Below are 18,785 nucleotides of genomic sequence, written 5' to 3'. Positions count from 1 at the left end.
GACGCGTCCGGCCCGGTTCCGCCGGGCCGGACCGTCGTGCGTCTCAGCCCGAGACCGTCTCCGGGCGGCCGGGCTCGGCCCACTGCGTGTGGAAGGCGCCGGGGCGGTCGGTACGGCCGTAGGTGTGCGCGCCGAAGTAGTCGCGCTGGCCCTGGAGCAGGGCCGCGGGGAGCCGGCCGGCGCGCAGGGTGTCGTAGTGCGCGAGGGCCGCGGAGAACGCGGGGACCGGAATGCCCCGGCGGGCCGCGGAGGCCACCGTCTCGCGCCAGGGCACCTGGGCGTCGGTGATCTCCATCGCGAACTCCATCTCCCCGAGCAGGCTGACCAGTTCGGGGTCGGCGGCGTACGCGGTGCGGATGCGGTCCAGGAACGAGGCGCGGATGATGCAGCCGCCGCGCCAGATCCGGGCGACCGCGCCCAGGTCGATCTTCCAGCCGTACTCGCCCGCCGCGTCCTGGATCATCTTCCAGCCCTGGTCGTAGGCGATGACCTTGGAGGCGTACAGGGCGTGCTCCACCTGCGAGGTGAAGCGCGCGGCCTCCGTGCGGCTGATCACCGGGGTGGTGCCGCCGGGCAGCCCGGAGTACGCGGCGCGCAGGTCGGCCTGGCCGGAGGCGGCACGGGCGAAGGTGGCCTGGGCGATGGCGGTGACCGGCGAGCCGAGGTCGAGGGCGGTCTGCACGGTCCAGCGGCCGGTGCCCTTCTGCCCGGCCGCGTCGGTCACGATGTCCACGAACGGCGCTCCGGTGGCCTCGTCGGTGTGGGCCAGGACCTCCGCGGTGATCTCGACGAGGTAGGAACCGAGCCGCCCCTGGTTCCAGGCGCGGAAGATGTCGGAGATCTCGGCCGGGGTGTATCCGGCGACCTGGCGCAGCAGGTCGTAGGCCTCCGCGATGAGCTGCATGTCGGCGTACTCGATGCCGTTGTGGACCATCTTGACGAAGTGCCCGGCGCCGTCGGTGCCGACGTGCGCGGCGCAGGGCTCGCCGCCGACCCGCGCGCTGATCGCCTCGAACATCGGCCCGAGCACGTCGTACGACTCGGGCGAGCCGCCCACCATGATCGACGGCCCGTCGAGGGCGCCCTCCTCGCCGCCGGAGACGCCGGTGCCGACGAAGTGCAGGCCACGCGCGCGCAGGGCCTCCTCGCGGCGGCGGGTGTCGGCGAAGTGGGCGTTGCCCCCGTCGATGATCATGTCGCCGGGCTCCAGGAGCGGGGCGAACTCGTCGATGACGGCGTCCGTGACGGCGCCCGCCTGCACCATGATCATCAGTCGGCGGGGGCGTTCGAGCGCGGCGACGAACTCCCGCGCCGTCTCCGCCGCGACGAACGCGCCCTCGTGGCCGAACTCCTCGACGAGCGCACGGGTGCGGCCGGCGGTGCGGTTGTGGACGGCGACGGTGTACCCGTTGCGGGCGAAGTTCCGCGCGAGGTTGCGGCCCATCACACCGAGACCGGTGACACCGATGGCGGCGGTTGCGTTCATGAGGCGGATTCCCTTGGATCGACTGGCTCGACGGCGATGCCGGGGGCGCACGGCCCCTCGTGCCCCCAGATACGGCCGGGAGGCCGGATCGTCTCGATCGGGAGGCCGGATCGTCTCGACGGCGGCGCCGGCGATCGCGGAACCGGGGGACGCGCCGGCCGGCGGCCGCCCTCGTCGACGTCCTGCCTCGCGGGGCGCGTCCCGCGGGTCGCCGACCGGCCGGTGAACGCCTGGGGCGGACGGTTCACCGGTGGCCTGCCCGGGGCATGTTCGTCTCCGGGGCGGCCCTCGCCGTGCGGTGGCGTCCCGCCCGGGGCAGGCGACGGACAAGGGGGAGGACGCGGTGGGTTGGACGACGGAGGAGTTCGGGGAGTCCCACGAGGGCATCGCGGGCGCGGTCCTGGCCGACGGCAGCGAGCCCAAGCCGGTGTACCTGGACTTCGGCAGCAGTGCCGACAGCGTGCTGGAGACCAGTGAGTGGTGGGCGTACGACGGAAGGCTCCGCCGCCCCAGAGCGGCCGGCTTCCGCGCGGCCTGCGCGTGCGGCTGGCGTGGCGAGACCCGTCCGATCGACGGGGTGTGGATGGCCGACGGCCGGCTCCACGACCTGGACGTCTCCGCCGCGCGCAGTGACTGGAGGGTGCACATCCGCGCCGTCGAGCGCCGGACCGTGCCGCTTCCGGACCAGCTCACGTACCTGATCCACCAGTTGGAGGAGCAGCTGATCGCTCTGACCGAGCGGGCCCCGGTGGCCGCGCTCAAGGCCGTGACCACGCTGGAACGGCTGCTGCCCGACATCGGGCAGGAGGCGGCCCAGGCGGTGCGCGACGACGAGCTGTCCTGGGCGTCCGTCGGCACGGCGCTGGGTGTCAGTCCGGACCGGGCCCGTTCCCTGCTCACCCGCTACCTGCTGCGCCACTGAGCACGACGGCCACGGCCGGCGTGCGGCCGAAGCCACGTCGGTCCCGGGCGCCCGGCCATGTCCTCACGCGTGGGGCGCGGGCCGCGGCTTCGCGGGTCCCCTCCCCCGTGCGCGGCTCGGGCGGCCATCGGTGCGCGCGGATCTCTTCCCTGTCATGGCGGCGACCGCCCAGTGGCTGACGCGGGCCCACCCGCCCTGCGGCGGCGCGTTCGCGTCCGCCCCGCGCGAGGCGCAGGCCCGCCAGGCGGTGACCGTCGCGGCGTGGCCGCGCCGTCCGGCGGTGACGGACGCCGCGCCGGTCGGGACGGGCGGGACCGGGAGGCCGTGACACCGAAACCGGCGGCGCCCGCGGGCGCCGCGTCGCCGTGCCCGCCCCTCGGCCGGGTGACGGTCCGTCACGGGGACCGCACCAGGCCGGCGATGTGGGCGGTGACGGTGTCGAGGATGGCGGTCCAGACGGTTTCGTCGCCGAGGACCAGGTAGTTGAGGGTCAGTCCGTCGGTCATGGCGGCCAGGTAGCGGGCCAGGACGGGTACGGGCACGCGCAGTCCGAGGTCCGTGCTCGCGCGCAGCTGCTCGATGAGTTCGGCGTAGGTGTCGGCGTACAGCTCGTACTGGCGTCGTGCGAGATGCTCGAACCCCGGCCGGCGCAGGGCGTACTGGGTCAGTTCGTAGGTCAGCATGTGCTCGTCGGGGTGGGCTCGGACGTGGTCCCAGTACGCCTGGAAGCCGGCCCGGACGGTCTCCTCCAGCGTGGCCCGCGGCCGGATCGCCTCCCGGACGACCCCGACGTAGTGGTCGGTGATCACCGTGATGACGGACTCGACGAGGGCCTGCTTGGAGTCGAAGCAGTAGTGGAAGACGCTCAGGGACACGCCCGCCTCGGCGGCGATGGACCGGGTCGTCGTCCCGGCGACGCCGTCGCGGGCCATCGCCCGGATCGCCGCCTCGGTGAGCTGCCGGCGCCGTTCGGCCGACGGCATCCGCGCCATGTGCGTGTCCTTCGCGTCCGTGGCGGCCCGCCCGCGGGCAGGCGGGCGGGCCGGGGTGGGGGTCGGTCAGCCGCTGTGCACGCCGACCTCGCGCAGCGAGTACCCCCACTGCGTGCCGCGTGCCAGGCCCTGCACCCGGACGTGGCGGGCGGGGGTTCCGGTGAACCGGGCGGTGTCCAGGCCGCCGTCGCCGGAGACCGTGGACCAGGCCGTCCGCCAGTTCCGGCCGTCGGTGGAGAGCTGGATCCGGTACGACTTCCCGTACGCGCGTTCCCAGTCGAGGGTGACGCGTCCGATCAGGTGCGTGGCGCCGAGGTCGATCTGCAGCCACTGGTCGTCGCTCCAGTCACCGGCCCAGCGGGTGCCGGGGTCGCCGTCGACGGCGCGGCCCGCCGCGTAGCTGGTGAAGGGGTTCCACTCCTCGGAACTGGCCTTCGCGGCGGCGCCCTCGGCGAGGTTCGCATCCGCCCGGTGCGTCTCGGTGCCGCCCCAGGTGTCGAGGTAGGATTCGGCGCCGCGGAACAGGTCGTCGACCACGTCCTGGCCGCCGACCAGCCGGATGTCCTCGATCCAGTCGGGGACCATGCCGTAGTGGGCGGCTCCGTCGGTGTTGAGGTCCCAGGTGCGGTCGCCGGTGGTCTGCCGGTCGATGACGGACCCGCCGTCGACGCTGCGGAAGGGGTACGTCACCGGGTGGGAGGTGTCCGCGCCGCGGGGGGCCGGCCAGCCGCCGACGCCGTTCATGTCGGTGCCGTAGCCGTAGCCGACGCCGTACTTGTCGCGCAGGGCGTCCGTGCGCTTCGCCTCCGCGCTGAACGCTTCGGAGCCGTGCATGTACTGGGCGACGAAGCCGCCGAGGCCGTAGACCCGCTCGGTCCAGCCGAGGTCCATCCAGCTGTGCGAGGAGAGCACGCCGGGGTAGGAGGCGGACTCGAAGATGTCGAGGACGCGGCCGGTGGCCTTGACGCTCATGTGGTCGATCTCGAGCATCATTTTGCGTTTCATCATGCCGCGCACGGCGTACTCGCCGAGGGCGCTGAGGCCGCGGACGTTGCACTGGGCGTTCTCGTCGTAGGCCGGGACCTCGACGCCCGCCGGCAGGTCCTTCTCCGCCCCGGAGGCCGCGGTGCCGACGGGGTTGTCGTGCTGCGGGCCGGTGCACTTCTCCGTCTTCCAGAAGGTGCCCGTGGACAGGAACTGCCCGACGTTGATGGCCGTTCCGAGGCCGCCCTCGTCGAAGCGGACGCCGCACAGCGCGTTGTCGAACTTGTGGCACAGGAACATGCTGCGCACGCCGAGCGCGTACAGCTCGTCCAGGCCCTTGTCGATGTCCTCCTCGTCGCACTGCGCGACGTCGAGGACCTGCTTGCAGCCGAACGGCTCCGAGGTCTCGACGCCGAGGACCACCGCGAGTTTGCCCTGCGCGATCACCTGGCGGGCCTGCGCGCTGTCGGTGACGATCCGGAACCAGCCCTTGCCTGCGCCGCCGTGCATCCTGTCGACGTAGGCCTGGAGGTCGTACGTCAGCTTCGCCTGGAGGCGGATCGACGTCATCTCGTCGCAGCCGCGGTCCTTGAAGAAGTACACCGAGCAGATGACGCCGTTGGTGACGAGGTCGTTGACGAGCACCCGCTGGCCGCCGCGCCAGGCGCGCTCCACCCAGGCGTAGTAGTTCTGCTGGTGGGTCAGCGAGTCGTGCGCCGGCCAGTCCTTGAAGGTGGGCCAGCCCACCGGGTCGTGCTTGCCGTCGCCGCCCCGGGTGATGTAGTCGAAGATCGCGAGGGAGCCGTCGGGGTAGTGCTCGGGACAGTCCTTGAGCGCGTCGGCGACGCCCGCCTCGGAGAAGACCTTGCCGCAGATGAGGCGTCCGCCGAAGGCCTCGTTGGCGAACAGGTGGTCGTGCGCGTCGACGAAGCCGCGCACCTCCCCCTGCGCGTTCGTCCCGGTGAACGGTTCCCCGGTGACGTCGATCCCGGAGTCGGGGGCGGGCCGGGCGGTCGGGTTCCACCAGTCGGCCCCGGCCGCCGAACTCGGCGTCGGGCCGAGGGTCATGGAGAGCACGAGCAGGAGCAACGACACGACGGTGATCCGCCGGTGTCTGCGGTACGGGCGGCCGGTACTGGTCACTGCCCACGTCCCTCGGTCGGCGGGAGCGCGCGGTGACGAGCCGGGGACGCCGGGGGTCCGGGGACGCCCACGACCCCCACAAAGTTGTCATGACCGCGCAAGAGATGCGACGAGGATCGCCACCGGCGGGTCACGAGTCAAGGGTCCGGGACGACCGACCTGGTGAGCCGGGTCGTTCGAAGAGGTGAACTGGTGTGCACACCGTGGGCGTTGGGACGTACGTTGTGCGGTGGAACCTGCACGCCTCGGCTGAAAGACGGACGCCACCCATGAGCGACTCAGCGACGACGCCCGGATCGTCGGTGCACCAGAAGATCGACACCTCGGTGCCGCACTCGGCCCGGATCTGGAACTACTGGCTCGGCGGGAAGGACAACTATCCCGTGGACGAGGAGGCCGGCGACGCCTACACCGCCGTCTTCCCCGGCATCGTCAGCATCGCCCGCAGCAGTCGGGCCTTCCTGCGCCGCAACATCACGTACCTGGTGTCCGAGGCGGGGATCCGGCAGTTCCTGGACATCGGCACCGGCCTGCCGACCGCCGAGAACACCCACGAGGTCGCCCAGCGGATCGCCCCCGAGGCCCGGATCGTCTACGTCGACAACGACCCGATGGTCCTGGCGCACGCCCGCGCCCTGCTCTACTCCACCCCCGAGGGCGCGACCGCCTACATCGACGCCGACGTCCTCGACCCGGACCGCATCCTGGCGGCGGCGGCCGAGACGCTGGACCTCAGCCGGCCCACCGCCCTCATCCTGAGCAACATTCTCGGCCACGTGGCCGACCACGACCAGGGGCGCGAGCTGGTGACCCGGCTCATGGGGGCCCTGCCGTCGGGCAGTTACCTCTCGATCAACGACGGTTCCCGAGGTGTCGACCCGGTCTTCGAGGCGGCCCAGGACGCCTACAACGCCAGCGGCGCCGTCCCGTACAACCTGCGGACCGTCGAGGAGATCACCTCGTTCTTCGACGGGCTGGAGCTGATCGAGCCCGGCGTGGTCTCCGTGCCCCTCTGGCGTCCGGACCCCTCCGCGACCGCCCCGGAGATCATCGCCGAGCACGGAGGCCTCGCCCGCAAGCCGTGACCGGCCGCGGTGCCGACGGCGGGGCACGGTGCCGGCGGCGGGATTCCCGGACGGGAGCGCGAGCGCTGCCGTCCGGGAGCGGGGCCGGGGCCGCTTCCGAGAGCGGGCCGGGGCCGTCCGGGAGCGGGCGGAGGGCCTCCCGCCCGCCGGCGGCCGAGGGCCGGGGACCGGAAACCCCGGACCAGGAACCAGGGACCGGAAACCAGCGACCGGAAACCAAGGACCGGCAGACATCGTGAACGGGGAAGCATCATGAGCGACAAGGCACGCAAGCTGTTCGAGGCACTCGACCTCGACGCCGACGGGGCGCTGACCCGCGAGGAGGTGATCACCGCGCTGCACAGGAAAGGACCCACCCTGGCCGCCTCCGGGGATCTGCCTGCCTGGGCGCTGGGGGACGCCGAAGCCTCCTCCGCCCTGTTCGACGCGGCCGACCAGAACGGGGACGCGGTGCTCAGCCTGGAGGAGTTCGCGGCGGTCGTGGACCGCCGCTTCGGCTGGGGCTGACAGCGGAGCCGGCACCCGGCTCACGTGGTCGGGGGCGCCCGGTGGTGCGACGCTGGACGGGAGAGCTGTCCGAGGACAGACCCGGACCCCGGGAGGCCCCATGGGACGGGACGTCCCGGCGATGGTCTTCACGCGCGAGGACCGGCGCCGGTACCGGATCAAGATGCAGGAGTGCCTCGACGCGTTCGCCCAGATGCTGCGCGAGGCCCGGTTCGCGTCCGAGCGGCCCCGGGTCGGGCTGGAGATCGAGCTGAACCTGGTCGACGACGCGGCCGAGCCGGCGATGCGCAACAGCGACGTGCTGGAGGCGATCGCGGACCCGGCCTGGGACACCGAGCTGGGCCGGTTCAACCTGGAGATCAACGTGCCGCCCCGCCGTCTGACGGAGGGCGGCCCCGACGCGTGGGAGTCCGAGATCCGCGCCGCGCTGAACCACGCCGACGAGCGGGCCAGGTCGGTCGGCGCGCAGCTGATCATGATCGGTATCCTGCCGACGCTGCGCCAGGAGCACATCGGCGAGTCCGCGCTGTCGGAGAACCCCCGCTACCGGCTGCTCAACGACCAGGTGTTCGCGGCGCGGGGCGAGGACCTGCGCATCGAGGTGGACGGCGTCGACCGGCTGCGCACGTACGCGGACACGATCACCCCGGAGGCCGCGTGCACCAGCACCCAGTTCCACCTCCAGGTCCCCCCGGAGGAGTTCCCCGCGTACTGGAACGCCGCGCAGGCCATCGCCGGTGTGCAGATCGGGCTGGCCGCCAACGCGCCGTTCCTGTTCGGCAGGGAGCTGTGGCACGAGACCCGGATCCCCCTGTTCGAGCAGGCCACCGACACCCGTCCGCAGGAGATCAAGGCACAGGGGGTACGGCCCCGGGTGTGGTTCGGGGAGCGGTGGATCACCAGCGTCTTCGACCTGTTCGAGGAGAACCTGCGCTACTTCCCCGCGCTCCTGCCGCTGTGCGACGAGCAGGACCCGACGGAGACGCTGGAGCGCGGTGACGTCCCCGAGCTGGGCGAGCTGACCCTGCACAACGGCACCATCTACCGCTGGAACCGCCCGGTCTACGCGGTCGCCGACGACACCCCGCACGTCAGGGTGGAGAACCGGGTACTGCCCGCCGGCCCGACCGTCGCCGACACCCTGGCCAACGGCGCCTTCTACTACGGTCTGACCCGCGCCCTGGTGGAGGAGGAACGGCCGGTGTGGTCCCGGATGTCCTTCGCGGCCGCCGAGGAGAACCTGCACACGGCGGCCCGGCACGGCATCGAGGCGGCCCTGTACTGGCCGGGGATGGGCGAGGTGCCGGTGCCCGAGCTGGTCCTGCGCCGGCTGCTGCCGCTGGCGCACCGGGGCCTGGAGCTGACCGGGATGGACGCGGCCTGGCGGGAGCCCCTGCTCGGCGTCATCGAGCAGCGGTGCGTCACGGCCCGTAACGGCGCGGTCTGGCAGAAGGAGATGTTCCATCACCTGGCCGCCTCCCCCGGTGCCGGCCGCGACGAGGCGTTGCGGCGCATGACGCGGCAGTACATCGACTACATGCATCTCAACGCCCCGGCGCACACCTGGCCGGTGGACTGACGGGAGCGCGAGGACGGTGCGGTGCCCGACGAAGCGGCACCGTTCCGCGCGGCGGGAGGGTGCTGCCGACGGTGCCGGGGCGGACGGCGGGGGACGCTCCCGGCGTACCCGGATGCCCCGGCATCCCCGGCGTCCCCGGCGTCCCCGGCTCCTTCGGTGTCCTGACGGCGGGGCGACGCCGCAGTCGCGCTCCCCGTCCTCGCACGACGACGCACGGCCCTCGTGCGCGGGAGCACTCTCAGCCGGAAGGCCGACCGGGGCGCCCGGCCGGTGCGTCCGGCCCGGTCGGTGCGTCCGGCCCGGTCGGCGCATCCGGCCCGGTCGGCGCATCCGGCCCGGTCGGCGCATCCGGCCCGGTCGGCGCATCCGGCCCGGTCGGCGCATCCGGCCCGGTCGGCGCGTCCGGCCCGTCCGGCGCGTCGAACAGCTGGACGCCGATACCGGCCAGGACCAGGCCCGTGGCGATGAGCAGGCCCTCGGCCAGGGCGACACCGGCGACCAGGGCGGTGACCCCGGACGCCAGCGTCCACCGGGCCCCGGTGCGGCGGCGCGGGCGAGGCCGCGCGGGTCGGGGGTCGGCGGGCGGAAACCGTCCCTCGAGGACGGCCGGGCACTCGTCGTCGGACTGCGGCACGACGCTCCTCCCCTCCCAGGGCGATCCGGAGCGCGGCCCTTCCGGGTCCGGTCGTCCGCGGAGCGTCGACTCGGCCCGCCGGCGCCTTCCAGCGGCTCCCGGCCCGATGCCCAACTGGCTTATTTCCTGGGGAAGTAGGGGCAAACTCCATCACCGGCAGGTGTCGGCCGCCCACCCCGCCCGGTCAGGCCGGAACTGCGGCTGCGGCTGCGACGTGGCCGACATCAGGGGCGACCCGACCGGTGTTCCGCCATGAGGTGACAGCCGCCGGGACAACCGGGTGTCGGCGGCACTGTGCGCGCCCGCCCGCGTCACCCTGGGCCGCGCGGGCCGTACCGTCTGGTTCGACCGGAACGACGACCGCCCGGCCGACGGCACCGGGGGCGACTTCGCCGTCGGACGCCTCAAGGGGTGGTGCGCGGGGGCGAGTACGCCGCGGGGATCGCGTTCACGACCCGCCCGGGCAGCACACCGGGTCCGGCTGCGCTGCTGTGCGTGCCGTTGCCGGCCTGAGCGGAGCATGAGCGGCTCGCCTCGGAGAGGGCCGACGGCGACGCTCGCGGAGGACGAACGGCTCAGCTCGGGGAGGACGGGGTGAGCACCACGAAGTCGACCACCCGACGGCCCGCGCCCTCAAGACCTCCCCAAGACCCGGCAAAACCTCGGGGGAAATCGGAGGCTTTGACTCCACTTTGAGCAACCGGTGATCAATCTGTGGCCTACACCCTTCTAAGGTCACTCCGGGCTCGGTGATCTTCCGTCCCCGCCGACCCGGCCCCGGGGACCGCACGCGCTTCCGTGGCGCGCCCGCCCCCGGCCCCCACCCGGACCCGGCGCACATGCACTTCAGTTTCGAGGACTTCCATGCGTCTCCCGTCCCCCGCCGCCAAGATGCTCGCCGTCGCGGCACTTCCCCTGGCCCTGGTCGCGTGCTCCGCCGAGTCCGCGGACTCCACCGGCGCGTCCCCCGCGGCCGCGTCCCCGTCGCAGGCCAAGGACCCCAACGCCGGTCTCCTGACGGGAGCCCAGCTGAAGGAGGCACTGGCCCCCGCCTCGTACTTCCCCTCCGGCTTCGCCGCCGACCCGAGCCTCGCCCGCGACACCGGGGACACCTACCAGCCACCGGCCACCCACGACGCCGCCGAGCCGCGCTGCGCCGACCTGGGGGCCACGAGCTGGATCAGCCTCACCGGCGTGGAGGGCGTCTCGTTCGCCCAGAACTCCTACATCAACCAGAACACGTCCGCCGAACTCGACCAGGAGATCGACGTCTACCGCGGCACCACCGCCTCGGACGTGCTGAAGGGCCTGGCGGACGTCGTCGCCGCCTGCCCCACCTACCAGGACTCCGACACCCACAGCACGGTGACGGTGACCGGTGCCGCCACACCCGGGCTCGGGGACGAGGCGTACACCATCACCCTCACCGACGACGCGTGGGAGAGCGGCACCACGCTGATCGCCGCCCGCGCGGGCACGGCCGTCGTCAGCGTGCTGTCCACCGACGGTGCCGACAACGGGGCCGCGAGTGCGAAGAAGCTGACGGCACAGGTCCTGTCCTCGCTGAAGAGCGGGAGCGGCGCGGCCGGCCAGGGCTGACGCCGACCCCTCCGGGGCATCGCGGAGCGGCCGCACGGTCCGAGAGATCCGGGCGGGGGTGACGTGACGGCCCCGGCGCGCCGGCCCCGCCGTTCCGGGGGCCGGCGCGACCGTGCCGCCTCTCGGCCCGGACGGCGCCGGCCGCTCAGGTCCGGCATGCGGGCCGCGGTACGGCGGCCAGAAGGAGCCATCCGGCCAGCGCACCGACCGCGTACCAGAACAGGTCCGGCGCGTTGAAGGTCGAACCGAGGACCAGGCGGGCGGCGGTGCTGTGCCGGGAGAGCTCCGCCGGAAGCTCGCTGAGCTGGAGGAACTCGACCCCCCAGCTGACGGCCAGCGCGACGACGCCGGCTTTCCGTGCCGTCACCCGCGGCGCCACGAGGACGACGAGGGCGACCAGCAGGAGCGTGTACAGGGCGTCCCCGCCGTACTTGGCCACGTCTCCCGCCGCCACGGACCTGAGCCCCAGTCCCGCGCCGACGACCACCGCCGCGGACACGGCCGCCGCAAGACGCGTGCGGTTCGTCTCGCTGCCGGTGCCCGCACCGGTTCTGGAAGCGTCCATACGACCATCCTGCTGGATGTCCGGCACCCGCCCGACAGCGCCCACCGGGCGGACGGGTCGGGTCGTGCGTCGAACACCCCGGACGTGCGCCCCGGACGCGCACCCTGGACGTGCGTCTCCCGGGCCTGACGTCGTCCCGGGCCGGCGCCCCCGTTCAGGGAGCGGGGCAGGGCGTGCCGGCGGCGGGGCGCTGTCAGTGGTGGGTGGCAGCATCGGGCACATGACGGACACCACGGCATTCGACTGGCGGTCCTTCCTGCTCAACTGGAGCGGGGAGTGGGCGGATTCCCTGCCGGACGGCGAGACGCGGAGCGAGGGCGACGAGGACGCGCGACGAGCGCGGTGGCTGGGGTTCCCACCCGCGTCCGAGGAGCGGATCGCGGCCGCGGAGGAGCGCCTCGGCCGCCGGATGCCCCCGTCGTACCGGGAGTTCCTGAAGGTCAGCGACGGGTGGCGGCACGCGGGCGGGTTCGTGTGGCTGCTGGCGGGGACCGAGGACGCGCGCTGGCACGACAACGAGTCGGGACTCGCGGACGCGTTCGAGGAGTACCTGGACGAGGACGCCGGGCCCGAGGAGCGGCGGGAGGCGGACATCTGGCGGCGCGGGCTGCAGCTCGACGTGGAGTCCGACATCACCCACGTCCTGATGGACCCCGAGGACGTCGACGAGAACGGTGAGTGGGCCGTGTACACGTGGGCGAGCTGGCGGGCCGCGCCACCCGAGCGGCACGCCGACTTCCTCGCGTTCATGCGCGACATGTACCGGGAGTTCCACAGGCTGCGGGCGCACCGGAGCGACGGGGGGCCGGAGTTCGCCAACGACACGACGCACAAGCTTGACGCCCGGGTGGCGCAGGCCCGGTCGGCGGCGCTGCGCGGTGACTGGGAACGGGCCGAAAAGGAACTGGACGAGGCCAAGGGGTACGGCAGACCGCGGGCCGCCGGACTGGGCGACCAGATACGACGCCTGCTGGGGCAGACCTACATGGTGTCCTTCGACGGCCTGGTGACGGACCCGGGGTACGCACCCGAGCTGCTGCCACCCCTGGTCGCCGAGCACGCGGCGCACTCGTACCGGGACGACTCCACGCTGACGTTCGGCCTGCGGGGCGCCGACGAGGACCTGGTGTCGCTGGCCTACGCGACGCTGGAGCAGGTGCGCGCCGGCACGTACCGGTACACGGCGGCCGGACCGTTCGGCAAGGCGGTCGAGCGGGCGCGGGAGCTGGCCCGGTGGGGAGACGCCGACGAGGCGTGGCGGACGCTGATCGACGCCCTGCCGCTGTGGGAGCCGCTGGGGCCGGACCACCTGGCGCCCCTGGGATGGGTGGCCGATCCCGTGCTCGGGCCGCTGCTGACCCCGGAGCGGGGCCGCGAGCTGCTGTCCACACCACGGGGCGGGCACACGGGCGAGGCACCGACGCCGACGGCCGGGCTCGACCCGGGTGACCTGGCGTGGCTCGCGGAGCCGGATCCGGGAAACAACCGCACGTCCTACCGGTTCGTCCTGGTGGAGGGAGCGGCCCCGGAGGAGTTGCCCGAACGTCTTGCGGACGGAAACGGGGGCGGGGGCGGCACCGTGCTGAACGAACCCCTGACCCTCTGGGAGACGCGCCGCAGGTTGTCGCAGGACCAGAGGGAGTTCTCGTCCTACGACGACAGGGCTCTCGTGGCGGTCGGCCGGGCCGGCGCCGGTTGGAGCTTCGCCTTCGACGGCGATCCCGCCCCGTTCGCCCCAGGGCGGTTCGTCTCCCCGGCCGCGTCCGCGTCCGCCGGCTCGGACACCCGTGCGGTGGTGGTGTGGAGCGGCCTGAGGACATGGCACGGGAAACCGTTCTTCCACCTTTCGGTGGCGCGAGGCGGCGCCGAGCAGTACGCCTTCACGTACGCGGACGGAGAGGTCCGGTCACGTGGGCGGATACCGCAGGCACTGGACCCGAGCCGGTTCTTCGGTAAGGGGAAGGACGGCGCCGAGGCGGAACGGCCGCTGCTGGAGGCGGTGGCCGGGGAGTTCGGCGTCCGCCTGCCGCGTCACGCGATCGTCGACGGGCGGCTGCACACGTTCACCACCCGCTCCTGGACGCGGCCGCCCGGGGACGGCGAGACGTACGCGGTGATCCGCCTGCACAGGGAAGCCGACCGCCCCGCGGACGACGGCCGAACGGCAGACGACGGGCAGGGAAGCAGGTAGGGCCGGCCCGACCACCGAGGACGAACTCCCCGGGCCCCGACGACTCGGAGCGGACGGCCACCGCCCTGCCGTCACGGCCGGAGGATCGCCACCCCGCGTCGGCAGGGTGGCGGTCCTCCGCGGGCAAGGGTGGTGCGGCACGGCGACCGGACGGGGCACGCACAAGAACCGAGCCGTCCGGGGGGCTCGTGGAGTCATCGCCGACACCGCGCCGACACCGAACTGGTGTGCTCGATTGCGACCCCGGTCGCACAGGCGGCATACGGGGATGCGACTCAGGTCGCACGGGCGGCGTACCGGGATGCGACTCAGGTGGCACACGATGGCTCCCGGGGACCGATGTGGCAGCGCGTGCCCTGCGCCGAGGATGGCCAGGTGACCGAGATCATCACGGGGCTGTACCTGTCCCCCCTGGAATTCCTTGCCCTGCTGGGTGCCGTCGCGATGGTGGGGGCGCGCTGGTTTCCCCCCGCCGCCCGCCCGCGCGTCACGATCGCGGCGGGGGCCGTTTTCGTGCCGTCCGCGATCGTGCTGGGCGTGGCGGGGATCCGCTGGCAGATGCTGCCGGTACTGGCAGGCGCTGTTCTCGCGCTGCCGTTCGCCGTCTCTCCGTTGCTGCGACGCCGTAGCGGCCGGCCGGCGTGGCGGGCCCGGTGGTGGCTGGCGTTGCCGGGATCGGCTGCCTGCGTCGGCCTGGTCGCCACGGGCCCGGTGGCCGCCTGGGCCTTCCCCGTGCCCGTGTTCCCCGAGCCGTCGGGCGACTTCGCGGTCGGCACCCGCGTGGTGCAGTGGACCGACCCACGCCGTCCCGAGAGCTTCACCGCCGATCCGCACGACCGGCGCACGGTCGTGGTCCAGCTCTGGTACCCCGCGCGGCAGAGCCCCGCGGGTGCGCGACGGGCCCGGTACCTCGGACGCACGGAGCACGAGGCGCGCACCGTGTCCGATGCCCTCGCCCGAGAGGCCGGCCTGCCCGGTTTCCTGGTCGACGGCGTCCCGCGTGCCCGCACCCGTTCGGTCTTCGACGCCCCGGTGGCCGATGGGGGCGGACGGTTCCCGGTGGTGCTGTTCTCTCCCGGGTCGGGCGGAGTGCGCACCCAGAACACCGCCTGGGCGGAGGAACTGGCCAGCCACGGCTACGTGGTCGCCGCTGTCGACCACCCGTACGACTCCGCCGCCGTCGTCCTCGCCGACGGCCGGACGATCGACACCGAGCTCGCCTCCACCGGCGACCGGGACAAGGACGACGAGCTGGCGGCCGGCTGGACGGCCGTCCGGGCCGCCGACCTCGGCTTCGTCCTCACTCAACTGGACCGTCTGGACCGGGGGGAGATCTCCGGCCCGCTGACCGGACGCCTGGACACCGGCCGGGTCGCGGTGACCGGCCACTCCATGGGCGGTGCCGCCGCCCTGCAGGCCGCCCGGCGGGACCACCGGTTCGACGCCGTCATCGATCTGGACGGCTACCCCCACGGCCCCGCCTCCCCCTCCCTCCACCGGCCGACGCTCGCGCTCACCCAGGCCATCACCCCGGAAACCGACCCGCGTTACCTGCCCCGCCTCACCGAGGCCCTCACCCTCAACACCGCGACGAGCTACCGGCTCACCATCCCCGGTGCCGCACACCTCACCTTCATGGACGGCCCCCTGTACCTGCCGCCCCTGCCCTCCGTCGTCGGGTCCCTGGGCCGCACCGAGAGCCCGCGTGTCGTCGCCGCCCTCACTCTCGCCTTCCTGGACGCCGTTCTGCGGCACGAACCCGGCGACCTGGCCGGCGACCTGTCGGCCTACGGCGACCTCAGTGTCCACCGCCCGGGCAACGGCCGCTGATCAGCTGTGCCGCGGCAGCCGACGGGACGGCCGTTCCCCTCCCCGGCCGCAGTGCCGCCCCGAAGTCCGGCGCGGTGAACGACGACACCCAGCGCCGCTCCGGGTGGTCGTCGGCCGCGGTGCCCGGGGAAGGACGGGGCCCTGCTGCAGCGGGTCGATCACCGCCCGCGGCCGCGCGGCTCGCTGCGTGCCGCGTACCGGGCACCCGCCCGGCCTGCTTCAAGGACTACGGCAAGGGCACGGCCTGCCTCTCGACGGCGGCCGTGCCCGAGCCCGTCAGGCGTAGTAGTGGATCGTCCCTCGTAGCGCCGGCTCGGCACCCTCACAGTGCTGGACGAACGTGGCCGCCAGTGCCGTGACCTCGCCGTCGGTGCCGCGGGCCAGCTTGGTGATGGTCAGCTCACCGTTGGCGGCGTTGCAGCCGCCGAAGCCGGAGACATCGAGTCCGGCCGTACCGGGACCGTTGCCGCGCTCGGCCGTATAGGTGCGGCCCGCCTCGAAGGACTCGCCCACGGGCGGGACCAGGAGGGCCGACCACTTCTCCCTCTTGCCGGAAGCCTCGTAGGACAGGCCTCCGATTCCCCAGGAGCGGAGGGAGAAGAGGCTGGTGGCACCGGTGTGGGTACCGGTGCGGCCCTGGCCGACGTAGTCACCGGGCTCGCTGGCGTAGGAGAAGGACAGCGGGTACGCGTGGTACTTGACCGCCCCCTTCAGCACGGGCGCGTCGGCGGACTCGCAGCGCTGTGTGTACGTGGCGTCCAGCGTGGTGATCGCACCGGACGCGTCCGCCTCGATCTGGTTGACCGCGAACTGGCCGTAGACCCTGTTGCAGCCGCGCGACTGGCCATTGACGTCGAGGCCGGGGGCTCGGCCGGTGGTGAAGCCGGCACGTTCGGCGTCGCGGTAGACGCCGGGGTGGAGCTTCTCCCCCGCGGGTGCCTCGAGCTGGACGGTCCACCAGACGGCGTCGTTCTCGATCCGGACGGTCAGCGTCTCAGCGGCCCCTTCGACGGTGATCGTCGCCGTCTTCGGGGTGTAGGCCACGCTGCCGCCCTGCCCGACCCAGTCCCCGCTCTCGCTGGTGTGGCTGTACTTCGTCACGGCGACCGGCGTCGTGCCGGCCGCCTCGGCAGGCGCGGCCAGGCCGGCCGTCAGACCGATCGCCGCGCTCAGGCTCACCAGCGCGCCGAGCAGGCCGCGCCACCGTCTTGTACGGATGGGCATGGGTCGGGTCCCCCTCTGTCGGCCGGGCCCCTTTCCGGGTCCCGAACAGGCGTCGTACGACTCACAGTCGACTGTCCCCGAAGCAGCACCCCGAAACTCTCAAGTCGCATGCGTATCAGGCGAGTTGAAGGAACCAAGCGGCCTGACACCGCAAGCTGCGCGTATCCCCGCCCGCTTCCCCTGACGGCGGAGCCGGCCGGGAGGCTGCGTCCGGCCTGGAGATCTCTCCGCTGAAGGTGTCCTCTCCGCGGTGTGTCGGGGACCGGGGATCTGCGATCGGCCGCCCCGGACCGTGCACCGTTCGGTGGGGTCCGGGGCTTGCCAGGGGGTTCAAAGAGGTCGTGCGGCTCAGGTGTTGTCCGGCCATGTCAGGCGTCGGGCGTAGTGAGCCCACACGACCAGGATCATGAGTGCGGCCGTCATGCCGCCCAGGATCATGACCGTCGAGGGTGAGCTGCCGTCGACGACGAGCCCTCCGACCAGGGCTCCGAGGGAGATCGTGGCCTGGAAGGAGGCGGTGAACATGACGGAGGCGGCCTCGGGGGTGGCGGGGGCCGCCTTGGTGAACCAGGTCTGGGAGGAGACGGGGACCGCCCCGTATCCCACGCCCCAGACGACGAGGAGGACGACGGCTCCGGCTTTCCACTGGCCCAGCACGGGCAGGAGCAGCGTGGCGGCTGCGATCATGCCGGCGGCGGTACCGAAGGTGGCCCGCGGGTGGCGGGCCGCCAGGGAGCCGCCAAGGAAGTTGCCGAGGATGCCTGCCGCGCCGTAGACGAGCAGGAAGACGGTGATGAGCCCGGAGCTGACGTCAGTGACCTGTTCGAGGAACGGGGTGACGTAGGTGTAGGTTCCGAAGTGCGCCAGGACGACCAGCACGGTCAGGAGCAGCGCGAAGCGGGTGGCGACACTGTTGAGCATGCCGCGCAGTACGGTCAGGCGGGTCGTCTGGCGGGGCGGCAGCGGTGGCATGACGAGCAGCAGCATGATCAGCACGGCGACGGTGAGGCCGCCCATGGCGATGAACGCGGTGCGCCATCCGGCCAGGTCGCCGATGAACGTGCCGGCGGGGACGCCGAGTACGGAGCCCAGCGGCACGGCGGAGAAGATCACCGCTGTCGCGCGCCCGACGGATTCGGCGGGTACCAGGCGTTCGGCCAGTGAGGCGCCGATGGACCAGAAGCCGCCGATCACGATGCCGACGATGACGCGGGAGACCAGGACGAGCCAGTAATCGGGCGCCGCTGCCGCGAGGAAGTTCGCTCCGGCGAGCAGGACCATGAAAACGCACAGCATCAAGCGGCGGTCGATCCGCGCGGTCGCCACGGTGACGACCGGTGCGGCGATCGCCGCGAGGAAGCCGGGCATGGTCATCATCAGTCCGGCCATGCCGTCGGAGATGGTGAAGCTGGCACCGATCTTGGTGAGAAGTCCGATCGGCAAGATTTCCGTGGTGACGATCGAGAAGATGCCCAGCATCACCGCAACGACGGCCAGCCATCCGATCACCGGGGACCGGTGCGGCGAAGCTGCCCCGCCGGATTCGTACGTCGTGGCGGTGGTGGATGAAGCCATGGATTCCGTCCTGTGATGAGTGTGCTGTTGCGTGATCAGTTCAACAGGCGGATCGGAGCGAAGGCTGGCAGATCTGCGACATCACCGCCGCGCGTGAGGGTGACGTCGCGAATCCGCTCGTGGGCGGAAGCGCGTTCATCGCAGGTCACGGGGTTCGGGTGGGGGTGCCTCGGCGATGGGGTGCGGCCCGATCGTTCGCCGGACTCGACGCCGTTGATTGGAATCCTGCCTTCTCCGGACGACCGGAGTCGAGGGCGCCCGGTGTGGTCGGGAGCCGACAAGGGCGCGGGATGCACAACACCTCGCCGAGTGATCGTGATGCAGCCCGCGCTGGAGACAGACACACCTGATGACTTCGGCCTCTGGTCTGTCTCCGAGATCGAGTCGTTCAGCTTCCTGCCTCTCGCTGATCGTTTCGGAATGAGTCGGGCTGCTGATCTCGTGCTCGGCGATCTTGGTCGGCAGGGTG

The 18,785-nt window shown here is 72.7% G+C and carries 15 protein-coding genes and 1 pseudogene; 10 read left to right on the top strand and 6 right to left on the bottom strand.

Going from position 1 to position 18,785, the window contains the following annotated elements; translation table 11 throughout:
* Positions 1 to 43: 43 nt before the first annotated feature.
* Positions 44 to 1,486, bottom strand: a complete 1,443-nt coding sequence (gene gndA / locus ACH4N1_RS30690) for an NADP-dependent phosphogluconate dehydrogenase (protein WP_398102574.1) — start codon at positions 1,484 to 1,486, stop codon at positions 44 to 46.
* A 343-nt stretch (positions 1,487 to 1,829) separates the two neighbouring features.
* On the opposite strand from gndA, the gene ACH4N1_RS30685 reads away from it, so the two are divergent.
* Both ACH4N1_RS30685 and ACH4N1_RS30680 read left to right on the top strand, forming a co-directional pair.
* Entirely contained in the window at positions 1,830 to 2,408 is a 579-nt protein-coding gene (locus tag ACH4N1_RS30685) for a hypothetical protein (protein ID WP_398102571.1), read from the top strand.
* A 154-nt stretch (positions 2,409 to 2,562) separates the two neighbouring features.
* Entirely contained in the window at positions 2,563 to 2,736 is a 174-nt protein-coding gene (locus ACH4N1_RS30680) for a hypothetical protein (protein WP_398102568.1), read from the top strand.
* A 67-nt stretch (positions 2,737 to 2,803) separates the two neighbouring features.
* Here the strand turns inward: ACH4N1_RS30680 and ACH4N1_RS30675 are convergent, their stop codons facing one another.
* Positions 2,804 to 3,400 (bottom strand): TetR/AcrR family transcriptional regulator, encoded by a 597-nt coding sequence (locus tag ACH4N1_RS30675; RefSeq protein WP_398102565.1) that lies wholly within the window; start codon positions 3,398 to 3,400, stop codon positions 2,804 to 2,806.
* A gap of 66 nt (positions 3,401 to 3,466) precedes the next feature.
* Entirely contained in the window at positions 3,467 to 5,527 is a 2,061-nt protein-coding gene (locus tag ACH4N1_RS30670; protein ID WP_398102562.1) for a discoidin domain-containing protein, read from the bottom strand.
* 269 nt (positions 5,528 to 5,796) lie between these two features.
* On the opposite strand from ACH4N1_RS30670, the gene ACH4N1_RS30665 reads away from it, so the two are divergent.
* The 5 genes and pseudogenes from ACH4N1_RS30665 (at position 5,797) to ACH4N1_RS30645 (ending at position 10,931) form a co-directional block, all read left to right on the top strand.
* Complete coding sequence (locus ACH4N1_RS30665) at positions 5,797 to 6,612, top strand: SAM-dependent methyltransferase (RefSeq protein WP_398102559.1); 816 nt, start codon at positions 5,797 to 5,799, stop codon at positions 6,610 to 6,612.
* Between the two features lie 252 nt (positions 6,613 to 6,864).
* Entirely contained in the window at positions 6,865 to 7,119 is a 255-nt protein-coding gene (locus ACH4N1_RS30660) for an EF-hand domain-containing protein (RefSeq protein WP_398102556.1), read from the top strand.
* Positions 7,120 to 7,219: 100 nt separating this feature from the next.
* Positions 7,220 to 8,698, top strand: a complete 1,479-nt coding sequence (locus ACH4N1_RS30655; protein ID WP_398102553.1) for a glutamate--cysteine ligase — start codon at positions 7,220 to 7,222, stop codon at positions 8,696 to 8,698.
* An 890-nt stretch (positions 8,699 to 9,588) separates the two neighbouring features.
* Positions 9,589 to 9,845 (top strand): annotated as a pseudogene (locus tag ACH4N1_RS30650) (glycoside hydrolase); the annotation flags it as partial.
* Between the two features lie 351 nt (positions 9,846 to 10,196).
* Positions 10,197 to 10,931, top strand: a complete 735-nt coding sequence (locus tag ACH4N1_RS30645) for a hypothetical protein (RefSeq protein ID WP_398102551.1) — start codon at positions 10,197 to 10,199, stop codon at positions 10,929 to 10,931.
* A gap of 145 nt (positions 10,932 to 11,076) precedes the next feature.
* Here ACH4N1_RS30645 and ACH4N1_RS30640 read toward each other — a convergent pair whose 3' ends face one another.
* Positions 11,077 to 11,496: a DUF2809 domain-containing protein gene (locus tag ACH4N1_RS30640; RefSeq protein WP_398102549.1), complete on the bottom strand. Its 420-nt coding sequence runs from the start codon at positions 11,494 to 11,496 to the stop codon at positions 11,077 to 11,079.
* Positions 11,497 to 11,716: 220 nt separating this feature from the next.
* On the opposite strand from ACH4N1_RS30640, the gene ACH4N1_RS30635 reads away from it, so the two are divergent.
* Both ACH4N1_RS30635 and ACH4N1_RS30630 read left to right on the top strand, forming a co-directional pair.
* Positions 11,717 to 13,687 carry an SMI1/KNR4 family protein gene (locus ACH4N1_RS30635; protein ID WP_398102547.1) on the top strand — a complete coding sequence of 657 codons (1,971 nt, stop codon included), beginning with the start codon at positions 11,717 to 11,719 and terminating at the stop codon, positions 13,685 to 13,687.
* Between the two features lie 339 nt (positions 13,688 to 14,026).
* Entirely contained in the window at positions 14,027 to 15,517 is a 1,491-nt protein-coding gene (locus ACH4N1_RS30630) for an alpha/beta hydrolase family protein (protein ID WP_398102545.1), read from the top strand.
* Positions 15,518 to 15,793: 276 nt separating this feature from the next.
* On the opposite strand, the gene ACH4N1_RS30625 is transcribed toward ACH4N1_RS30630, so the two are convergent.
* Both ACH4N1_RS30625 and ACH4N1_RS30620 read right to left on the bottom strand, forming a co-directional pair.
* Entirely contained in the window at positions 15,794 to 16,741 is a 948-nt protein-coding gene (locus ACH4N1_RS30625; protein WP_398102542.1) for a hypothetical protein, read from the bottom strand.
* A gap of 348 nt (positions 16,742 to 17,089) precedes the next feature.
* Positions 17,090 to 18,220, bottom strand: a complete 1,131-nt coding sequence (locus ACH4N1_RS30620) for an MFS transporter (RefSeq protein ID WP_398102736.1) — start codon at positions 18,218 to 18,220, stop codon at positions 17,090 to 17,092.
* Here ACH4N1_RS30620 and ACH4N1_RS30615 point away from each other — a divergent pair.
* Positions 18,195 to 18,332 carry a hypothetical protein gene (locus tag ACH4N1_RS30615; protein WP_398102742.1) on the top strand — a complete coding sequence of 46 codons (138 nt, stop codon included), beginning with the start codon at positions 18,195 to 18,197 and terminating at the stop codon, positions 18,330 to 18,332. The two genes, ACH4N1_RS30620 and ACH4N1_RS30615, sit on opposite strands and share 26 nt — an antisense overlap.
* Positions 18,333 to 18,785: the final 453 nt, after the last annotated feature.

The organism is Streptomyces sp. NPDC017202 (assembly GCF_044331705.1).
GTDB lineage: Bacteria > Actinomycetota > Actinomycetes > Streptomycetales > Streptomycetaceae > Streptomyces.
The sequence above is the reverse complement of the archived record's forward strand: the minus strand, read 5'-3'. Positions and strand labels throughout refer to the sequence as shown.

What these genes read in the sequence shown, in the direction of transcription:
- ACH4N1_RS30655 (WP_398102553.1), top strand. Translation starts at nt 7,220, where the DNA reads ATGGGACGGGACGTCCCGGCGATGGTCTTCACGCGCGAGGACCGGCGC.
- ACH4N1_RS30635 (WP_398102547.1), top strand. Translation starts at nt 11,717, where the DNA reads ATGACGGACACCACGGCATTCGACTGGCGGTCCTTCCTGCTCAACTGG.
- ACH4N1_RS30675 (WP_398102565.1), bottom strand. Translation starts at nt 3,400, where the DNA reads ATGGCGCGGATGCCGTCGGCCGAACGGCGCCGGCAGCTCACCGAGGCG.
- ACH4N1_RS30620 (WP_398102736.1), bottom strand. Translation starts at nt 18,220, where the DNA reads ATGCTGGGCATCTTCTCGATCGTCACCACGGAAATCTTGCCGATCGGA.
- ACH4N1_RS30640 (WP_398102549.1), bottom strand. Translation starts at nt 11,496, where the DNA reads ATGGACGCTTCCAGAACCGGTGCGGGCACCGGCAGCGAGACGAACCGC.
- ACH4N1_RS30645 (WP_398102551.1), top strand. Translation starts at nt 10,197, where the DNA reads ATGCGTCTCCCGTCCCCCGCCGCCAAGATGCTCGCCGTCGCGGCACTT.
- ACH4N1_RS30665 (WP_398102559.1), top strand. Translation starts at nt 5,797, where the DNA reads ATGAGCGACTCAGCGACGACGCCCGGATCGTCGGTGCACCAGAAGATC.
- gndA (WP_398102574.1), bottom strand. Translation starts at nt 1,486, where the DNA reads ATGAACGCAACCGCCGCCATCGGTGTCACCGGTCTCGGTGTGATGGGC.
- ACH4N1_RS30625 (WP_398102542.1), bottom strand. Translation starts at nt 16,741, where the DNA reads ATGCCCATCCGTACAAGACGGTGGCGCGGCCTGCTCGGCGCGCTGGTG.
- ACH4N1_RS30630 (WP_398102545.1), top strand. Translation starts at nt 14,027, where the DNA reads ATGTGGCAGCGCGTGCCCTGCGCCGAGGATGGCCAGGTGACCGAGATC.
- ACH4N1_RS30680 (WP_398102568.1), top strand. Translation starts at nt 2,563, where the DNA reads ATGGCGGCGACCGCCCAGTGGCTGACGCGGGCCCACCCGCCCTGCGGC.
- ACH4N1_RS30660 (WP_398102556.1), top strand. Translation starts at nt 6,865, where the DNA reads ATGAGCGACAAGGCACGCAAGCTGTTCGAGGCACTCGACCTCGACGCC.